Raw genomic sequence first — 18,252 nt, 5'->3', positions numbered from 1 at the left:
GTACTCCCAGGCCAGCGGGCGAGCGGCGCCAGCTGCCGTTGCTGGCGCGAGACACCTGGACCCGCGGGTCCGCCGAGGGGTGAGACGGCAGGTCCTCGCGTCCGGGTGTGGTCTATCGAGCGGTCATCAGCCCGCCCGCCCCGAGCAGGCTGGCGCTTCCTGTCGCGCCAGGCAGGACATGAGCGGTCGCCTCTGAGACCGCCACCTCGTCGGTGCCCCGGTCGTCCGTGTATTCGATCACCAGCCGGATCTGCTGACCCAGCTGCGTCTCGGTCACGGTGAACCGGTTGGCCCTCGCGTCCGGGATGTCGTTCCAGGACTCACCGTCGGCCGAGGACTGCCAACGATGGTCGAAGGCGTCCTCCTCGAGGGCGACCTCGGTCCCGTCGGCGTCGGTCAGCATCTGCGCGACGAACATCTGCGATCCGACCCCCGGCACGGCTGGGGCGATCACCGGGGGCACCGGCGCGTCGTTGACGTTGATGACCGGACCGTAGCCGTCGGAGGCGAGGAACTCCTGCGTGCCGGCGTCGTCCTCGAAGCTGACGACGACTCGGACCTCCAGGTCGACCTCGACGTTGGTGAGCTGGAACTCGCCGGTGGTGTTGACCTGGGTGGTGACCCAGATGTCCTCGATGTCCAGGCGTTCGACCTCGCCGAGGACCTGCAGCTCGTAGACCAGCTCGGACTGCTGAACGCCCTGCGGGTCAGCCAGATCCTCCACCGTGGTCACGACCGTGCCGCCCTCGGTCCAGTCGTCGGCGCCCCCCTCGGGGGCTTCGTAGCCGATGGTGACCGCGCCGCTCGGCATACCGCACAGGTTGGCGTCGTCGTCATCCTCGAGCAGGCAGAGCATCCGGTCGTTGAACGAGAGGCGCTCGATGTTGCGCAGGACGTGGCTCCACGCGGTGGGCGCCTCCTCGAAGGTCACCAGGACGTTGCCGTCATCGAGCTCGTCGATGGTGTAGTGCTCGAGACGGCCCGGGAGCACGACCGTGTCCAGCTCGGCCTCGTCCATGGCGGTCGGGTGCACGATCTCGCGCACCATGTGCAGATCGCCCGGGTTGATCGTCCCGGCGAACACCCGGCTGTTGAACACCGACATCCGGTCGCCACGCTCGACGGCCTCGCCGTCCGGACCGGAGGGGCGGTGCTCGATGTAGACGTCGAGGTAGGCGTCTCCGTCGACGAAGTTCCTGCCTTCCCTCGGCTCGATGATGTCGCTGCCCGGACCGCCCAGGATGATGTTGTTCGTCTGGTCGGACTCGAGCATCGGCTCGCCGTGGAGGAAGGGATCCGCGTACACCGGCTTCTCGCCACCCCCCAGCAGCTCACGCAGGCCCAGGATCCGGTCCAGGTGCTCCTGGGTGAGCCGGTGGCCGTAGCCGAGGAGGCCGCGGGTCGGGTCGTAGGCGTCGTCCTGCCGGTGCTGACCACGCAGGATGTCGTTCTGCGGGCTGCCCGACAGAGCCTCGACCAGCCAGTAGCGGTCCCTGACGTTGTTCAGGTCGTCCGGCATCTGGGGGGTGAACGCCAGGTCTGCCTGGATCGGGACGCGCAGGTCCTTGTAGGTCACCCAGTCGAAGCCGAGCATGCCGTGGAACCGTTCCGTCCCCTCCCCACCGACCATGATGTCGTCGCCGCCCTCGGCGTCGTAGTCGCTGTTGCCCGGGCCGCCGATCATGATGTCGTGGCCGCCCCACGGGTCGTTGAAGAAGCCGTTCCCGTTGTCACCCTGGAGCAGGTCGTGCCCGAAGCTGCCCTCGATCCAGTCGTCGCCCTCGTTGCCCCAGAGCAGATCCGGGCCTGGGGACCCCTGGATGAAGTCGTCGTCGAGACCGGCGAACACCTGGGCCCGGTCAGCACCGCCCAGGATCCAGTCCGTGCCGCTGCCGCCCATGAGCAGGTCACCGAAGCCCGGACCGCCGTTGATCGCGTCGTTGCCGGCCTGGCCGAGCATGCGGTCCTCGTCGCCGTGGATGTCGGTGAGGATGTCGTCACCGTCACCACCGGCGAGCACGTCCACACCGGCGCCGCCCTGGAGGACGTCCGGACCGGCGCCGCCCCAGATGGTGTCGTCGCCCAGGCCCGCGGTGATGCGGTCGCCCCCGTCGGTCCCGTGGATGACCACGTGGTCCTCGCCCGTGAAGTGCCAGGTCCCGTCCGGCCGCCGCTCCAGACCTGCCGCGAGCAGGTCGTCCGGGTCGTCCCGGAGGTCGAAGACCTCGCTCGGCATCGAGAAGATGTCGAACGGGATCGGACCGATGTCGGTGTTGCGCTGGATCAGCTCGGAGAAGGAGTTGGCCTCCAGGGTGAAGAAGAACGACTGACCGTGGTTGCGGGTGAGGTAGTAGAAGCGGTCGCCGTTCTGCAGGTCTTCCAGCTGCTTCTCGAACACGAAGTTGAAGGTGCTGCCGAGCATGTTGCCGAACGGCTCCGGCTTCTCGGCCAGACCACCCATCCAGAAGTCCACGTCGTCCAAACCGGTCTCGGCGGCCGGCGCGTCCTTGAAGGTGGCGTCCTGAGCCAGGGAGAAGCCCACATCGCGCAGCTCGCTCACGGTCATCGTCGAGCGGTCGAGGTCCTCGTGGGTGCCGTAGGCCGCGATGAAGTTGCCCAGGGACTCCGGGTTCTTCATCTGCAACTCGAAGGAGCGCCAGCTGGCGTAGGGCGCGAGCTCCGGATCTCCGGTGGCCTGGAAGAAGGTCTCCCGGGCTGTCTGGAGCGGGGGCACACCCGTGTCCCGGCCGCGCATCAGGTTGATGCTGGCCAGGTCGAGCGGCAGCCCCAACAACTCGTTGCGCAGCGTGTCGGTGACGAACTCGTCGATCCCGTTGGCCGTCTGGTGAGTCGTCCCCTGGATGAGAGCGCCGGCGGCCGCGTCCGGGTGCAGTGCCTCACCGCCGGGACCACGCAGGTAGCCGTTCGGGTTGAGGAAGGCCTCGAGGAGCGGCATCTCGTAGGTCCCGGACGGCACGCCGCTGGTCTCCTCCTCGAACACCCGGTCGACCGTCTGCGTGAGCGCGGAGTGCCCGAAGCGGTAGACCACGTGCGCGAACTCGGCCACGATCGCCGGGTTGACGTCCGGCATGTAGGAGTTCTCATTGAGGATCGTCGCGTCGATGCTCGGGGCGATCCGCCGGGCGAACTCCTCGAACACCAGGTGCTGGTACTCCATCTCGGTCACGAACCGCGCGGCCTGGAAGACCCGCTCGCTGTAGTCCCAGAAACCGGCGCTGCGCCCGTCGTGTCCACCGTTGCGGAAACCCTCGAGCAGGTCCTCGTTCCCTGGCTCATGCAGGATCGTCTCGAGCTGCTGGAGCACTCGGTTGTGCTCGGCGTGGAAGACGTGGTGCACCGCGGTCAGGCCCATGTTCTCGTTGCCCCGGCCGTCACCGGTGACGAAGTGCGCCTCCAACGCGGCGTTGTCATAGCCGGCGGGGGTGTCGGGCGAGGCTCCGTGCGCGATGTCGTCCAGGAAGGAGTGACCGGCCCGCAACGCGTCGTCCGGCACGCGGACCGGGGCGTCCAGGTCACCCTCGAGCATCCCGGACGATCCGGTGGCGATCTGCGGCAGGCCGTTGGGGCCAGGCACGAAACGCCCGTAGGGATCGGTCACCAGGAGGGGCACCTCGAGCACGTCGGCGTCGACCAGCTCGATGCCGAGCAGGTCCCGGGCCTGGTCCTTGACATCCCCCCAGGTGGGCAGCCCGGCGCGCTCGTCGCCGTGCCAGCCGTCCAGGAGCTTCCCGGTGGGGACCGGGACCCCACCCACCGCGGCGTACTCCCGGAGGAACACATGGTGGGAGGGGTGGCTCGCGTAGGTCTGGCTCTGGTCGACGAACGGGGTCGTGCGGTTCTCGTGGTCGCGCTGGCCGGCGTCGTCGACCCCGGACACCGTCGCCCGGCTCAGGGTGAGGAAGTTGGTGTCGGCCGCGGGGTCGTACATCGGGTCGTCCTCGTGCAATGGCACCACGATGGTGCCGTTCTGCCCCTTACTGACCAGGTCGAGGCCGTGGTCGAAGAACTGTCCGAAGAAGAGCAGGAACGTGCTCATCGAGGCGGACAGACCTTCGTCGGTGGCAACGTCCGGGATGAAGATGTCACGCCCCCCGAGCAGCTCCGCGACCGCGTCGGCGAGCGGCCTGCTGATGGCATCCTCGCCACCGAGCAGGTGCACCTGGTGCGGATCGAGCCGCAGGATCTCGGCGACGACCGACTGCGGGAGCGGCGGGTTCGGCGGCACCAGGAGGACGGGTGCGTTGGTGATCCCTGCGACGACACCGCCGGCGAGGGCATCGGGGAAGTTCGCGCCGGTGGAGAGGTAGATGTGAGGCACCGCCGTCGGGTGGGCGTAGCGGGAGATCTCCACGGCGGTCTCGTAGCGGTCGGCGCCGGAGAGCCGCACCACCTCGTCCGTGTAGCCCGCCAGCTGCTCCGCCACCCCGGCTGAGATCGTCCCCGCGCCGCCGGCGATGACGATCCTGCTCGGCCGCAGCCGTTCGAGCTCGGCGACGGTCACGGCCGGCAAGGAGGTCGGAAGTGTCAGCAGCAGCGGGGACCCGTTGACGCCAGCCGACGCGCTGGCCGCCAGGGCGCCGACAGCCAGGGCATCGGCGAAGTCGGCTCCGGTGGCCAGGTAGACCACCGGGGTCGGTGCCGTGTCCTGGAAGAACTCGGCGCTGATGGCCGCGGCCGTCGCGTACCGGTTGGACCCGGCGACGCGGTCGACGTCACCGTCGGTGTAAGCCTGCAGCGCGGTGACGACGGGGTCGTTGATGACAGTGGACCCACCCAGCACCACGATCCGCTGGGGTGCCAGGCGCTGCAGCTCGGCGATGGTCGCCTGCGGTATGCCGTCGGGCCGCACGAGCAGGATGGGGCTCAGGTTGCGTGCCGCCGCGGAGCTGGCCGCCAGCGCGTCCGGGAAGTTCGCGCCGCTGGCGATGAAGACCACCGGGACCCCGGGGGCGAAGTTCCTCATGCTGACCTCGGCCGCGGTCGCGAACCGGTCCGACCCGCCCACGCGGAGCACCTCGCCGTCGAGGGTGTGCGCACCCTCGACCCGGTCCCTGACCTCGACCGCCGCCGGGTTCGCCGTGGTCTGGTCCACGATCAGGTTGGAGATGAGGCGGGGCTGGGCGTCGAAGACGAAGCCGTCGTCCAGCTGCGCGTAGCTGGTGGCCGTCCCCGGGGTGCCCATGGGGAAACCTGGGGGGACGGGGTCGGCGTCCACGAACTCCTGCTCGAGCAGCCGCGGGAAGACCTGGTTGGCGGCTCCCCACATGTCGCGGTCGGGGTGCAGGTTGTTCCACCGGCCGTCCACGGTGCGGAGCCCGAACGGGAGCGTGGGCGCACTGACGCAGGGGTCGCCGTGCAGATCGGCCCACACCTGGTCCGCGTAGCTGAACGTGGCCGATGCGGGGCACAGCGGGTTGTTGGCGGCGTTGTCCGCCGCACCCGGTTGGGTCACCCGCCAGCCGTGGGCCTCCGAGATGTCGATCTGCTTGAGGATGAACTCAAGGTCGCTGCGGGTGATCTCGAAGTCCTGCCCCGGCGGAGGTGCCGCGGCTGCCGGCGCGCTCAGCATCGCCGGGGTGGTCGACACCATGGCTCCCACAACGGTCAGTCCGAGAACCCGGCGAGAGAGGCGACCGGTCCGTGCAGCGTCCCCTCGCCCGGACCGGCGCTGGAGAGTCAGCGCAGCGATCGCTGCGAGCGCCCCCACGAGCGCGAGGACACCAGCACCTGCCGTCGAAATATCCACAGCGCAACCCCTTTGAGTTTGGCCCACTGCAGGCCTCGGTTAATCGCGAGCAGTCTCGTCGAAGAATGTCGTCGGACACAAGGGTCGTAAATCCCCGATGGCCCTGATTCAGTCCTTTCCCGACGATAAACACGCAGGTCAAACCGTGCGCGGTGGGCATTTTATCGTCATATGTTAATTCTCTTTTACTTTTGAATTCCATTTCTTCAGGCTCACATCCCCACGGACCACTGCCCCCGCCTCGTGGACTACGCTGTCGAGAGCCGAACACCGGAGGGGAGTGCCCCATGATTGCCGTAGCCCCGGAGGCCCGTGACGTCCTTGTGGTCGAGGACGACGCGCTGATCGTGGCCTTCATCCGCACCGCGCTCACCAAGGCGGGGCACCGGGTCCGGAGCGCAACCACGGGCACAGCTGCCCTCGACCGGGTGCGCCGTGAGCACGTCGACGTGGTCCTGCTGGATCTCAGCCTGCCGGACATTGACGGTCTGGAGGTCCTCCGGACCCTGCGTGCCGAGCGTCACGACGTGCCGGTCGTCGTCCTGACCGCGCGCAGCGATCCTGCCGACCGGGCGGTCGCCGAAGCTCTGGGAGTCCGCGACTACCTGGTCAAGCCGATCGCGCTGGCCGATCTCTGCAGAGTCGTCGTCGACAGCTCGTCCCGGACCTGCGGGGACGCACTTCCACGTGCCGGCGCTGACAATCCGTCCGCCCCCGCGGACGGGAGAGGTCGATCAGGCGGCGGGGACCCGCGACTCGGGCCTGGCCTCCTCGACCGGCACCGTTGATCCGTCCGGGGCCGTCAACGGCAGGACGATCTCGAACCGAGCCCCCCGGGGGTGGGCCGGAACCACCCTGGCCGTGCCCCCGTGGGACCGGGCGATGACCGCGACGATCGACAGACCGAGCCCGCTGCTGCGCCGCTCGGTGGCGCCACGCTGGAACCGTTCGAAGACGCGCTCGGCGTCATCGGCAGCCACTCCCCTGCCGTCGTCCTCGAGCCACATCACCAGATCCTGGCCGTCAACCACAGACCCCAGCCGCACCCGGGCGTCGGCGCCGGAGTGCTGGCAGGCGTTGACCGCGAACTGCATCACGGCCTGCGTGAGGCGCTGGGCGTCGGCCTGGATGACCACCTCGGCGCCCGGGACCAGCTCCCACTCGCGGGCACAGAGCACGGACGCCTTGCGGAAGACCTCCTCGGTCCACACCGCGACGTCGACGTCGCCCACCTTCAGGAAGTCCGGATGCTGGGCGCGGGCCAGGGTCAGCAGGTCCTCCACCATCCGGTTCATGCGGTCGATCTCGTCGGTGAGCAGCACTGTCGTCGCCGCGCGCTCGAGCGGGTCGTCCTCAAGGTCGAGCAGCTCGAGGTGGCCACGGATCACCGTGAGCGGCGCCCGGAGCTCGTGGCTGACGTCGTCGAGGAACTCGCGCTGGGCGCTGAAGGCCCGCTCGATCCGGCCGAGCATGTCGTTGAAGGCCCCCGCGATCTGAGACGCCTCGTCCTGGCCGCGCACCGGGATTCTGCGCGTCAGGTCGGTCTCCGAGATCGTCCGGGCCATCTCCGCCAACGAGCGCAGGGGGCGCAGCACCCGGCCGGCCAGCCCGTAGCCGAGAGCCGAGGCGAGGGCGATGATCGACAGCTGGAACAAGGCGTCCCTGCCGATCGCGGCGTCGATGGCAGCCTGCTCGGCACGCGGGAAGCTCGCGACGACGAAGTGTCCTTCCTGCCCACCGACGGAGATCGGGTGCACCGCGTAGCGGGCCTCGCCGTGCGGGGTCACCCGGCCCCCGTGCACGGGGACTTCCTGGCTCAGCCAGAAGGCTGTCATCTCGGGCAGCTCGGTCGCTGAGACGGCATCAACGTGCAACTCCTCATGAACGAGCCGGCCGTCGACGAAGCCCATCAGCGTCTGCCCCTCATCGGGGACCTCGCCCCGGAAGTAGAACTCGAACAGGGATGCCACGTCCTCGAACAGCGGAAGTCCGCTCTGGGGATGGCGGCCGTCGGAGAGCAGCAGCAGCTCCTCGGTCTCGCCGGCCAGCTGGGTGCTGATGTCGTCGTCCAGTCGCTCCAGGAGAGTTCCGCGCTGCTGCAGCAGTGAGAGGGCGAAGAAACACGCGAGCAGCACCGCCGTGGTCGCCAGGATCCGCAGGCGCATGTTGCCCAGCACACGGCTGAACCAGGTGCGCACCGCCTCACCCGCTCGCGGTGGCGGCGCCCGGCGCCCGAGCCGCGGGTGCGGGGAGCCGGTAGCCGACTCCGCGCACGGTCTCCACGACATCTGCTCCGAGCTTCTTGCGGAGTGTGTTGATATAGACGTTGACCAGGTTGGTCCCGGGGTCGAAGGTCAGACCCCACACCTCGTCGAGCAGACGCGTCCGGCTGACGGCCTCGCCGGGGTTGCGCATGAGCAGCTCCAGGACGGCGAACTCGCGGCTGGTCAGCTCTATGCGGCGCTGGCCGGACAGGACGGTCCGGGTGTGCAGGTCGAGGCTGAGCGGCCCGACGACGAGCTCCCCCACCCGCCGCTCGGTGCGCAGCCTGGTGCGGATCCGGGCGAGCAGCTCGGAGAACTCGAAGGGCTTTCGCATGAAGTCGTCCGCCCCGTTCTCCAGGCACGTCACGACGTCCTGGTCCCCGGTGCCGGTCAGCACGATGACCGGCACGGTGCTGCCCTTGCTCCGTAGCGCCCGCAGCACCTGGAGCCCGTCCCCGTCCTCGAGCCGGATGTCGAGCAGGACGACGTCGATGTCCAGAACCAGACCCGACCGGACCGCCGCGGCCGCACTCGTCTCGACGACGCTCTCAAACCCCTGGGCCGCCAGACCCTTGCGCAGGAACGAGAAGACCATCGGGTCGTCCTCGACGATGAGGACACGGGTCATCGGCCCCACCGCCCGTCATGGACCGTACGACGGTCGGGCCGCGGGGCTTTCCCGTGACCCCTGAACATGAGGACAGGCTAACCACTTGGTGTCCCAAGTCAACGAGGGGTAAACCCGGGCGGCGCGAAACTGCGTGAGGGGGCGTTCGGCCTGGCAGGCCTCTTCGGCATGCTGGCCTGGCGTCTGGCCGGATGAGTCGGACCCGCCCCACGTCATACTCGGTGTTTGACGGGCCCGAACCCCACCGCGACCTTGCAGCCACCGAGCACTGACCCCTTGACCCATCCGCTCCCCCGTGCCAACATCGCTTGACGGGGCCGATCAAGGGAGGTCGTCATGGACATTGTCGAGCAGGAGTTGGCCACTGTCGAGCAGGCTGACGCCTACCAGAGTGACGACCTGCTGATCGTGCGGTTGTCGGGCGAGAAGCCTACGGCGTGCCATATCGTCTCCATCGAACAGGCCCTCACGGACGTCGAACCGCCAGCTTTTGCTGTCCGCATGAGGATCAACCCCCTGGCACGCTGCATGCAGCAGGTGGCTGACTACGAAGCGGTGCAGGCGTTCCGCATCGGTGGTCCCCGACCCGAGGTAGTGGTTCACCACTCGGGCGGCGAGTTGAGAGTTGCCGTGACCCAGCTTCAGGTGGAGCGTCGCACTTCTCTTGACCCCTCGTTCCCCTTCCCGGGCGGCGTCTTCGACGAGCAGCCCGCCGAGGCTTTCGGCTATTCCCGGTCCTACGACCCGGCCGAGGCCATCCGAGATGCCATCGAGAAGCTGCCCACACGTGGGGCAGACATCCCTGACTGGCTCAACACTTACACCGTGGGGGCGATGGTCGTCGAAATCGGAGGCATCGGCGGATTCAACCACCTGAAGGTGACTGTCCGAGGCTGAACGGCTAGGCCAAGTTCCCTGACCCTGGTGTCTGACTGACTCTCAGCCCGGTCGCACGTCTAGGTCCACGACCACGGGTGCATGATCGGACAGGGGCGGCCGGGGGGTAAAGACCCCGAGCACCGGGGGCACCGCGCCAGTTGCGATGACGTGGTCGACCTGCACCATCGGTCGGGACAGGGGGTATGTCGTGGCGCGCGCCAGGAGTTGTGCGCCGGTGAGGCGAGGCACCAGTGCGGCGGGCAGGTTCAGGTCGCCCATCAGGATGTGCGGCCCCGGCAACTGCCTGAGCCAGCTCATGGTCCGCCGCAGCTGCAGCACGTTGACGCCCGGCACGTAGGACAGGTGGGTGCTCGCGACCGTCATGACGCCGGCGGGAGTGCTGAGCGTCGCGGCCAGGACCGCTCGCGGCTCATCGCGCAGCCACAGCAAGCGTCTGGTGCCAGGCACCAGCACGGGCGCGCGGAGCAGCGGGGCCGGCGCGAGGCGGAGCAGGTGCCACGCGCGCACCGGGTACCGGGTCACCAGCGCCACGCCATACCCCCTGGCGGTGACGTCGAGGTCCTGATCGCCCGCCGGGCGCCAGCTGCGGGCCGGATCCCCGATCACAGTGGGGACGAAACGCGACTGCGCCGCGCTCATCGCCCGCGCCGCCACGGCGGTCACGTCGAGGAGCCCGGAGCGTGGCTGCCCACGATCGACCTCCTGCAGGGCCAGCACGTCGGCGTCCAGATCCGACACCGCCTGCGCGAGCCGCGAGGCGTCGACAGTTCCGTCGGCAGGGCTCCTGCCGTGATAGACGTTCCACGTCGCCAATCGCATTCCTGGCACGGTACTAGGGCTGGAGGGCAGCGGGGGAGAACCGGCCCGAGCGTGAGATACCAGAGTGATACCAGAACTGGATGGCGATGACTTTGCGACTTTCTCCCGAGGACGATCGTGCCTTGGCGGCTTTGGCCGAGGCTGAGGGTGTGAGCAAGCAGGAGGCGACGGTGCGGGCGATCCGGGAGGCGGCCGCCCGGCGCGGGCACGAGGAGCGTGTGCGCGAGCTGTCCACACGTGGGCGAGAGCGGTACGCCGACCTGCTCGAGCGTCTCGGACGCTGACCGTTGGAGTACCTGACCACCGAGGATCTGCTTGCCGTGGCAGCGGACCTGGGCGTAGGTCCGATCCAGGACCTTGGCCTGCTGGACTCCGCGGCCCACCGCCCCAGCGCCAGCGTCTTCGCACGTGACGCCTACCCGGACATCGACGCGAAGGCTAGCGCGCTGCTGGAGTCGATCGTCGTCAACCACCCGCTCGTGGATGGCAACAACCCCCTGGGCTGGCTCGCGGTAGTCGTGTTCTACGGACTCAACGACATCGATCTTCATGCACCGGACGACGACGCGTACGACCTGGTCATCGCCGTCGCCGGCGGCACGGCCGACCACCATGTGGCAGCTCGCCACTTGGCTCAGTGGCACTAGCTCGAACTAACGGCTAGGCCCGCTGACCAAAGCGGGCTAGATAGTGCCAGACCCTCTTCAGGGCTTGGCCGTCGTGGTGTCCTGAACGCGCGGCCCGCCCAATCACGTCGGGAGTGAGCACCGTTCCCATCGCCTGGGCCAGCTTCACGTATTCGACACCCCGATAGGTCGCGTCCAGTGATGCAGTGGACGTAGTGAAGCCGGGGTGCCACTCCACCCGGCAGCCCAATGCGGCCGCTGCTCCTTCGACGTCTGTGCCCCGATAGCAGGGATCGAGCACGACAGCCTCGACATCGCGTGCGATGGACACCTGACCGTGGACATGCGCCTCGACATACCGATCCAGCGGATCCAGGTCACTCGAGCATGACAGTCGGATCAGTTCTTCAACTTCGCCCGGCCCGCAGACCGCTGCGGGCTCGAAGACGGAGTCTGGAAAACAGAACGTGCATCGATCCATGACCTCCTCGCGAAGCCGGAGATGCGTTGATCCGAACCGGACGGAGCCACCGTAGGGGTCATGGTCGAAGTTCAAGCCCCCGTACACCGGACGCTGGCTGTGGACGGCACCGTCGTAGCGCCCGTCGAAGAGGCGGTTCTCCCAGAGCCAGCGGTCCCCACCCTCGTAGGCCGTGAGGCCACCATTGGATGTGCCCGTCTCGAACTGACTGCGGTAGCGCCCGTCGCGGGCGATCGCCTCGATGACCAACCCGTCACCGAAAGGCCAGTCGGGATGAAACTGCAGGGTGACATGCACGTCGCACATGCTGCCATCCCCGGCGATCTTCGGACGCCCGAGGATGGCCGCCGACCAGCGGCAGGAGGGGGATCTCGCGGACCCGACAGGTGGATACTGAGCGCATGGCCCTGCCAGTGTGGTTCCAGCGGATCGAGAGCGCCGCCATCGCGGTGCTTGTTGTCGTCGCCTTCGTTCGGTTGGACTTCGCTTGGTGGTGGCTCATCGCGGTCTTCCTGCTGTGGGATGTATCGATGGTTGGCTACCTTGCCTCACCAAGGGTCGGCGCGATCAGTTACAACGTCGGCCACAGCTATCTTGGCCCAGCCGCGCTCCTCGCTCTCACCTGGCTGGCGGCGGGCGACGCTCGGTGGCCGATATTCGTCGCCCTGACGTGGGCCTTCCACATCGCCGTCGATCGTCTACTCGGATACGGGCTCAAGTTCACAGACCGCTTCACCCACACCCACCTCGGGGAAGTGGGCAAGAAACACTGACTCCGCGGTTAGGGCAAGTCAGGGTCGGGGTGGTTCTGCGGGGAGCTGCGGTGTCCCCGCGGGTAGACCTACCGGAACGGATTCGGGCCAGGACGTTTGCACCAGCAGTCCGCGGCGCGGCATTATGCACGTGATCGGGGCGGGCCTGCTACGCCACCCCTAGGAGGTTGTCAGGAGAAGCCCAGGGCGCGCCCAGTCGGGTCGTGGCGCGCTCCGCCGTTGGCCAGGTAGGCCTCCTCGACGGCGGAGGCGCAGACGGTGAGTTCGGCCTCGTCGCGTGGCCCGTAGAGCATCACGACCAGCGGCGGGATGTGGCCACGTCCGACAAGGGAGTGGTACTCCGCCCAGCCGGCCTGGATCAGCCGCTCGGCCAGCTCCGTCGGCACGTTCAGGTGCAGGCTGCCGTCGGAGGGCGGGTGGATGTGTCCCCACTCGCCCCCGAAGAGGTCGGGCATCGTCGGGGGGTTCAGGGGCTCGTCGAGGTAGAAGGCCACGGCGCCCGGGACCGAGACGCGGCTGATCCCGCGCCGGACCCCAGGCAATGACAGGGCGTGGTCGCGCAGCCGGTCCTGCAGGTGGACCGGGGCGATCTGGCCGAGCTGGGTGTGCGGGTTGGTCGGGGTGGTCGCCGGAGGCGATCCAGGCCGGACCGGCAGCGCCGTCTGGTCAGGTGTTGTCATGGTCTTTTCCTCACTCACTGTTCTGGCCACGTCTCAGGGGCCTGATTGTTCAGGACGATTTTCGACAGGACCGCGGCGAGGGTGTCCCGCTCCTGCGTCGTCAGGGTCGCCAGGACCTCATCGAGTCGCTGCCCCACGGCACGGCGGAACCCCTCGTTCGTGCGGCGGCCGAGCGGTGTCGGTTCGATCAGGAACGAGCGACCGTCGTCCGGCGCAGGCACCCGCTGGACGAGCCCCGCGCGTTGGGCCCGGTCGATCAGGCCGGTCATGCTGGACTTGCCGATCCGCAGCAGCGCGCCGAGCTGCACCATGCTCGAGGGCTGGTCGCCCACCACACACATCAGCTGCGCCTGCTGGGGGGTGAGTCCGTGCTCGCCACTGACGGCCGCATGAACGTCATGGATCAGCGCCGCGCTGCGGATCAACCCAGCCGTGACGTCTAGCCCTGTGGTCGCGCTCACCGCACCCATCTTGAGTCCCTTCTGCCAGCGGGATGGTTCCCGTCCAATAGTACGGTATACGTACTACTTTACGAAGCCCGCCGGTCGTGACTCGCAGAACAAGGCCGGATGAACTCAGTCGCCGCGCCTCATCGACCGGATCCCGACCGCAAGCCCGACGGCCGCGGTGAGCGCCGCCGCCACGAACCCCCACAGCACCGGCGCCGCCGTCAGGTCCCCGGCGAAGAGCGCCCGCTCGGCCTCCACGACATACGACAGAGGGTTGGCCCGGGCCAGGGCCCGCATCCACCCCGGCCCGCCGTCGAGCGGCAGCAGCATCCCCGAGAGGATCATCAGTGGGAAGAGCACGGTCTGCTGCACCACCCAGAACATCCAGTCTTGGTTGCGCACCGCGAGGGCCAGCGCATAGCTCACCGCGCTGATCCCAACGCCGAGGATGGCCAGCAGGACCAGCCCCAGCAGGGCACCGCCGGGGTGCAGCCGGAAGCCGAATGGCAGCATCACCAGCACGATGACCACGGCCTGCGCCACGAGGGTGACGATCTCCTTCAGGGCCCGCCCGACGAGCAGCGAGGAGCGCGCCAGCGGCGTGACGAGCATCCGCTCGTGCGCACCGGTCTGCATCTCGAAGAGCAGGTTGGAGCCCACCGTGGTCGAGCCGAAGAGCGAGATCATCACCAGGATCGCCGGGACGAACCACTGCCAGACCTCGCCGTCGGATAGGCCCCCGCCGAGGTTGCCGGCCAGCAGCGGACCGAAGAGCGCCAGGAAGAAGATCGGCTGGATCAGCGAGAAGACCACCGAGAACGGGTCGTGCAGCGTGGGCCGCAGCTCGCGGGTCAGCACGATGAGCGTGTCCCCCACCACGCTGCGGCGGGGAGGTGCCGAGGGCATCTCGACGGGCGTGCCCACCTGGGTCAGGGTCGTGGTGCTCATGCTGCGCTCTCCTCGGTCGGGTCGGTCAGGTCGGTCGGGGCGGCGGCCTCGCGCAGGCTGCGGCCGGTCAGGTTGAGGAAGACGTCGTCGAGCGTCGGGCGCCTCATCTGCAGGTCGGTGATCGGTATGCCGTCGGCGTCGGCCGTGCGGACCAGCTCGCTCACCCGGGTGGACCCGGCCGCGATGTCCGCGGTGAGCGTTGCGCCGGCGAGCCGGACCTCGCTCGTCGCCTCCCACGACTCCAGCCGGGCGGCCAGGCGGGCGGTCTGCTCCGCGCTCGCCGTGGTGACCGTGAGCCGGTCGCCGGCGTGCCTGCTCTTGAGCACCTCGGGGGCGTCGTCGGCGATGACCCTGCCGTGGTCGACGATCACCACGCGCTTGGCCATCGTGTCCGCCTCGTCGAGGTAGTGGGTGGTGAGCGGCAGCGTGATGTCGTGCTCGTCGCGCAGTGCCGCGATGTGCTCCCACAGGTTGGCCCGGTTGTGCGGGTCCAGACCCGTGGAGGGCTCGTCCAGGACGAGCAGCTCCGGCGCGTGCATCAGCCCCATGGCCACGTCGAGGCGACGACGCTGGCCGCCGGACAGCTCGGAGACCTTGGCGCGCTCCTTGCCTGCCAGGTCCAGCCCAGCCATCAGCTCCTGCGCCCTCACCCGGGCGGTCCGTCGGCTCATCCCGAAGGTGAGGCCCTGCATGGCCAGCTCGTCGAGCGCGCGCTGGCCGTGGCCGGCGCCGTTGCCCTGCCCGACGTATCCCAGGCGCTGCCGCACCTGCGCGGGGGCCCGCACCACGTCATACCCCGCCACCCGGGCGGTGCCCGCGGTCGGCGCTGTCAGGGTGGTCAGCATCCGCATCGTCGTCGTCTTGCCGGCGCCGTTCGGCCCCAGGACGGCGACGGTCTCGCCACGCTCCACGTGCAGGTCGATGCCGCGCACCGCGTGCACCGTCTCCTTGCGCCCGGCGAAGTCCTTCGTCAGGCCTCTGGTCTCGATCATGCTCATCGTCTCCTCTCGGTTGGTCGTGCTTAAGCCACGCTAGGAGGAGTAGAGGTCAGATCCTGGCCGCTTCTGCACGGCATACTCGGGGTATGACGACTCCCTCTGGACGGCTGCTCTCGCTGCTGTCGCTGCTCCAGGCCCGACGTGACTGGCCGGGCGAGTCGCTCGCGGACCGGCTGGGCGTGAGCAGGCGCACGGTCCGGCGCGACGTGGACCGGCTGCGGGAGCTGGGCTACCCGGTGCAGACGACCAAGGGGCCGGCTGGTGGCTACCGGCTGGCGCCCGGCAGCGACCTGCCGCCGCTGCTCTTCGACGACGAGCAGGCGGTCGCCGTCGCCGTGGCGCTGCAGACGGCGACGCTGGGCGTGACCGGTGTCCAGGAGGCCGCGGTCCGCGCGCTCGCGACGATCCGCCAGGTCATGCCCTCGCGGCTGCGGCACCGGGTCGACGCGCTGCAAGTGCTCGCCGTGCCGCCCACCTCCTCCCCCGCCACCGCGGTCGACCCCGAGGTGCTGCTCCAGTTCGGTGCCTGCAACCGGGACCACCAGGTGCTGCGCTTCGACTACGTCGACAAGGAGGGCGCGGGCTCCCTGCGCCGGGTCGAGCCGCACCGGCTGGTGAGCCGCCGCGGTCGGTGGTATGCCGTGGCCTGGGACCTCGACCGCGCCGACTGGCGCACGTTCCGCGTCGACCGGGTGCGGCCACGGACGCCGGTCGGCCCCCGCTTCAGTCCTCGAGAGCTGACGGACGAGATGGTCGCCGACCTGGTCCGCCCGCCGGGCGAGTCGACGTGGCCGGTGCTTGGGCGGGTCGTCCTGCATGCACCGGCGGGAGACGTCTCACGGTGGGTCCGCCCGGAGCAGGGCACGGTCATCTCGCGCGACGACACTTCTTGCGAGCTCGAGGTCGGCTCGTGGTCGTGGCCGTCACTGGCGGCGTGGCTGCTGCTTTTTGAGGAGGAGTTCGAGGTGCTTGATCCGCCGGAGCTGGTCGCCGCGCTGGAGGAGATCAGTGGAAGGGTTGGGCGAGCGGTGAGGGCGTCGGGGGACGGAACCGGCACCCGCTCTTCACCGAGCTGACGAAGGTGCCGGACGCCGACGGCGAGGCCGGTGACACCGGGTGGAAGTTCGAGAAGCCACCCGCTGAGGTTGCTCCCCCGCAGACGGCTGACACTGATGCCGCCCACTGTGTCAGCTGCGACCGATTTGAGACTGTGGCCCCCTGCAGGGGCTGATTCTGAGACGCGCTCCGCTGCGGACTTTGAGACAGAGCGTTGACAAGGGAGCCGTTAGGCAGCGGTGGTCCCTCCGCCCAGGGCGGGGGCCCACGGCGGCAGGACGAGCTTGGTCGTGACAGCACTCGAATGCTTGATACGTGGATGATCCTCTCGGTCACTGCCACGGCATTGTTAGCCTCGTCGACCCGAGGTGTCCAGGTCATGAGGACGGCTACGAAGCGTCCCCAGGCCGCCCCCAGCCCGGTAGACCACCGGCTGCGGGTGGCGCGGTTCGTCAGGCGAGGAGCTTGTCGAGCAGTGCTGCGAGTTGGGTGCGTTCTTGGCTGGTCAGCTTGGCGGTGACGGTGGAGCCGGCGGCGACGCGGTCGGCGAGGTCGGCGCGCAGTGCCACACCTTTGGTGGTGAGTCGGAGCAACTTGACGCGGCGGTCCTGACCAGGGACCCGCTCGACGAGCCCGGACTCCTCCAGCCGGTCTGCGATTCCGGTGACGTTGGAGGCGTCGCAAGCCAGGTGCTCGGCCAGAGTTCGCATGGCGCTGGGGTTATCCAGCCAGAGCACGGCGCGGGCCTGCTGTGGTGTCAGCCCCAGCTCGCCGACGACGTCTGCGAAGTCGTTGCGAGCGCGCTCGGCCACGCGCAGAAGCTGGGCACTGAGGCCGTGGGCCTCGGCCAAGACGTCGACTTCGGTCGCGGAGGACACCTCGCCACAATAGTTGACCACCCAATCTGTTGACAACCTCAACAGTCGGTGTCACTCTGAAATCCCTTGATTTCCTCAACCATGGAGGTCTACCACCATGTTCGCTCACCCAGTTGCACCGACTCGCTCCGCTACTGGTGCCGGGTCTTCTCTCTCGGCCGCCCTTGCATGGCGCACAGGGCTGTGGTCCGTTGCGACAGCGCTGACCGTCAACATCACCGTCCTGGTCCTGGCCCGTGGGCTGGGGGCCGACATGCTCCTCCGGCGTGCCGAGACTGAGCCCCCGATGGCCATCGGAGTCGGGATGATCGCACTGATGACCATCGCGCCGATGCTCTTAGCCACGTTGCTGCTGCTGCGACTGCGCCGGTCGGGGACTCGTGCCTGGCGCGTCCTTGCGGTGATCGGCCTGATGGTCGCTGTCGTGACCGTGCCTGCACCGTTCACCATGATCGCGGGGACAGATACGCAGGTGGCGTTGGCCTGCATGCACCTCGCGGCTGGCGCCGCCTGGTTCATCGCGGTCCGCCGGGCCACGAGCAGCAAGGCGCAGTGACGTGGCCAGGTCGCAACTGAGCGAGGCAGAGCGGCGCTTTCTGCTCGACCCACCCCGGTCCTTGGCCCGGATCGCCACCGTCGACGCCGATGGTATGCCGCACGTCGTTCCTGGTGGCTGGTCGTACGACCCGGCCACCCAGGAACTTGTCCTCGGCGGCCGGGACGTCCCCCGGACGGTGCGAGCCGCCCACGTCCGCGCCACCGGGCGCGCCGCCGTTGTCATCGACGGCCTCGCGTCGGGCCCGGGCTGGTCGCCCTGGGCGTTCATGGTCCGTGGCCGCGCCAGAATCGACGACGACAGCGCCACCCTGCGCCTGACCCTCGATGACGTGACGTCGTGGGGCCTGACCGCGATCATGCCGGACGGCCCCTCGTCCCACTGACCGATTCCTCTCCGGACACGGAGAAGCCACGCCTGGAATCGACG

18 protein-coding genes are annotated in these 18,252 nt (G+C 68.8%); 8 read left to right on the top strand and 10 right to left on the bottom strand.

Annotation, left to right across the window (positions count from 1 at the left end):
* Window positions 1–112 precede the first annotated feature (112 nt).
* On the bottom strand, window positions 113–5,611 hold the full coding sequence (locus tag NF557_RS00515; protein ID WP_252621150.1) for a peroxidase family protein: 5,499 nt from the start codon (window positions 5,609–5,611) through the stop codon (window positions 113–115).
* A gap of 443 nt (window positions 5,612–6,054) precedes the next feature.
* On the opposite strand from NF557_RS00515, the gene NF557_RS00510 reads away from it, so the two are divergent.
* The gene (locus NF557_RS00510) at window positions 6,055–6,555 is read left to right on the top strand and encodes a response regulator transcription factor (protein ID WP_252621149.1); all 501 of its coding nucleotides are present in this window, start codon (window positions 6,055–6,057) and stop codon (window positions 6,553–6,555) included.
* Here NF557_RS00510 and NF557_RS00505 read toward each other — a convergent pair.
* Window positions 6,502–7,965, bottom strand: a complete 1,464-nt coding sequence (locus NF557_RS00505; RefSeq protein WP_252621148.1) for a sensor histidine kinase — start codon at window positions 7,963–7,965, stop codon at window positions 6,502–6,504. The two genes, NF557_RS00510 and NF557_RS00505, sit on opposite strands and share 54 nt — an antisense overlap.
* Window positions 7,966–7,969: 4 nt before the next feature.
* Window positions 7,970–8,659, bottom strand: coding sequence for a response regulator transcription factor (locus NF557_RS00500; protein WP_252621147.1), 690 nt, complete (start codon window positions 8,657–8,659; stop codon window positions 7,970–7,972).
* A gap of 336 nt (window positions 8,660–8,995) precedes the next feature.
* Here NF557_RS00500 and NF557_RS00495 point away from each other — a divergent pair, with 336 nt between their 5' ends.
* Window positions 8,996–9,556: a hypothetical protein gene (locus tag NF557_RS00495; RefSeq protein ID WP_252621145.1), complete on the top strand. Its 561-nt coding sequence runs from the start codon at window positions 8,996–8,998 to the stop codon at window positions 9,554–9,556.
* A 42-nt stretch (window positions 9,557–9,598) separates the two neighbouring features.
* Here the strand turns inward: NF557_RS00495 and NF557_RS00490 are convergent, their stop codons facing one another.
* The gene (locus NF557_RS00490; RefSeq protein WP_252621144.1) at window positions 9,599–10,378 is read right to left on the bottom strand and encodes an endonuclease/exonuclease/phosphatase family protein; all 780 of its coding nucleotides are present in this window, start codon (window positions 10,376–10,378) and stop codon (window positions 9,599–9,601) included.
* Window positions 10,379–10,527: 149 nt separating this feature from the next.
* Here NF557_RS00490 and NF557_RS17495 point away from each other — a divergent pair, with 149 nt between their 5' ends.
* Both NF557_RS17495 and NF557_RS00485 read left to right on the top strand, forming a co-directional pair.
* Window positions 10,528–10,662 (top strand): hypothetical protein, encoded by a 135-nt coding sequence (locus tag NF557_RS17495; RefSeq protein WP_256855723.1) that lies wholly within the window; start codon window positions 10,528–10,530, stop codon window positions 10,660–10,662.
* A gap of 3 nt (window positions 10,663–10,665) precedes the next feature.
* Window positions 10,666–11,025 (top strand): type II toxin-antitoxin system death-on-curing family toxin, encoded by a 360-nt coding sequence (locus NF557_RS00485; protein WP_252621143.1) that lies wholly within the window; start codon window positions 10,666–10,668, stop codon window positions 11,023–11,025.
* A 13-nt stretch (window positions 11,026–11,038) separates the two neighbouring features.
* On the opposite strand, the gene NF557_RS00480 is transcribed toward NF557_RS00485, so the two are convergent.
* Entirely contained in the window at window positions 11,039–11,791 is a 753-nt protein-coding gene (locus NF557_RS00480) for a DUF3626 domain-containing protein (RefSeq protein ID WP_370584426.1), read from the bottom strand.
* Window positions 11,792–11,886: 95 nt separating this feature from the next.
* Here NF557_RS00480 and NF557_RS00475 point away from each other — a divergent pair, with 95 nt between their 5' ends.
* Window positions 11,887–12,258 (top strand): DUF4260 family protein, encoded by a 372-nt coding sequence (locus NF557_RS00475; RefSeq protein ID WP_252621140.1) that lies wholly within the window; start codon window positions 11,887–11,889, stop codon window positions 12,256–12,258.
* A gap of 170 nt (window positions 12,259–12,428) precedes the next feature.
* On the opposite strand, the gene NF557_RS00470 is transcribed toward NF557_RS00475, so the two are convergent.
* From NF557_RS00470 to NF557_RS00455, 4 genes are all read right to left on the bottom strand, one after another.
* A complete protein-coding gene (locus NF557_RS00470; protein WP_252621139.1) occupies window positions 12,429–12,938 on the bottom strand; it encodes a luciferase domain-containing protein in 510 nt (169 codons plus the stop codon).
* Between the two features lie 14 nt (window positions 12,939–12,952).
* The gene (locus NF557_RS00465; RefSeq protein ID WP_252621137.1) at window positions 12,953–13,399 is read right to left on the bottom strand and encodes a MarR family winged helix-turn-helix transcriptional regulator; all 447 of its coding nucleotides are present in this window, start codon (window positions 13,397–13,399) and stop codon (window positions 12,953–12,955) included.
* A gap of 114 nt (window positions 13,400–13,513) precedes the next feature.
* A complete protein-coding gene (locus tag NF557_RS00460; protein WP_252621136.1) occupies window positions 13,514–14,335 on the bottom strand; it encodes an ABC transporter permease in 822 nt (273 codons plus the stop codon).
* Window positions 14,332–15,327 carry an ATP-binding cassette domain-containing protein gene (locus tag NF557_RS00455; protein WP_252621135.1) on the bottom strand — a complete coding sequence of 332 codons (996 nt, stop codon included), beginning with the start codon at window positions 15,325–15,327 and terminating at the stop codon, window positions 14,332–14,334. The genes NF557_RS00460 and NF557_RS00455 overlap by 4 nt, the downstream gene beginning before the upstream one ends.
* Window positions 15,328–15,419: 92 nt before the next feature.
* Here NF557_RS00455 and NF557_RS00450 point away from each other — a divergent pair, with 92 nt between their 5' ends.
* Window positions 15,420–16,409 carry a helix-turn-helix transcriptional regulator gene (locus NF557_RS00450; RefSeq protein WP_252621134.1) on the top strand — a complete coding sequence of 330 codons (990 nt, stop codon included), beginning with the start codon at window positions 15,420–15,422 and terminating at the stop codon, window positions 16,407–16,409.
* A gap of 432 nt (window positions 16,410–16,841) precedes the next feature.
* Here NF557_RS00450 and NF557_RS00445 read toward each other — a convergent pair whose 3' ends face one another.
* Window positions 16,842–17,267 carry a MarR family winged helix-turn-helix transcriptional regulator gene (locus NF557_RS00445; RefSeq protein WP_252621132.1) on the bottom strand — a complete coding sequence of 142 codons (426 nt, stop codon included), beginning with the start codon at window positions 17,265–17,267 and terminating at the stop codon, window positions 16,842–16,844.
* Window positions 17,268–17,364: 97 nt separating this feature from the next.
* Here NF557_RS00445 and NF557_RS00440 point away from each other — a divergent pair, with 97 nt between their 5' ends.
* Together NF557_RS00440 and NF557_RS00435 are read left to right on the top strand one after the other, a co-directional pair.
* Window positions 17,365–17,823 carry a DUF6069 family protein gene (locus NF557_RS00440; protein WP_252621131.1) on the top strand — a complete coding sequence of 153 codons (459 nt, stop codon included), beginning with the start codon at window positions 17,365–17,367 and terminating at the stop codon, window positions 17,821–17,823.
* A 1-nt stretch (window position 17,824) separates the two neighbouring features.
* Window positions 17,825–18,208 carry a pyridoxamine 5'-phosphate oxidase family protein gene (locus tag NF557_RS00435; RefSeq protein ID WP_252621130.1) on the top strand — a complete coding sequence of 128 codons (384 nt, stop codon included), beginning with the start codon at window positions 17,825–17,827 and terminating at the stop codon, window positions 18,206–18,208.
* Window positions 18,209–18,252 lie beyond the last annotated feature (44 nt).

This window comes from Ornithinimicrobium cryptoxanthini (genome assembly GCF_023923205.1).
In the GTDB taxonomy this organism is placed as follows: Bacteria; Actinomycetota; Actinomycetes; order Actinomycetales; family Dermatophilaceae; genus Ornithinicoccus; species Ornithinicoccus cryptoxanthini.
This window is presented reverse-complemented; position numbering and strand designations above follow the sequence as displayed.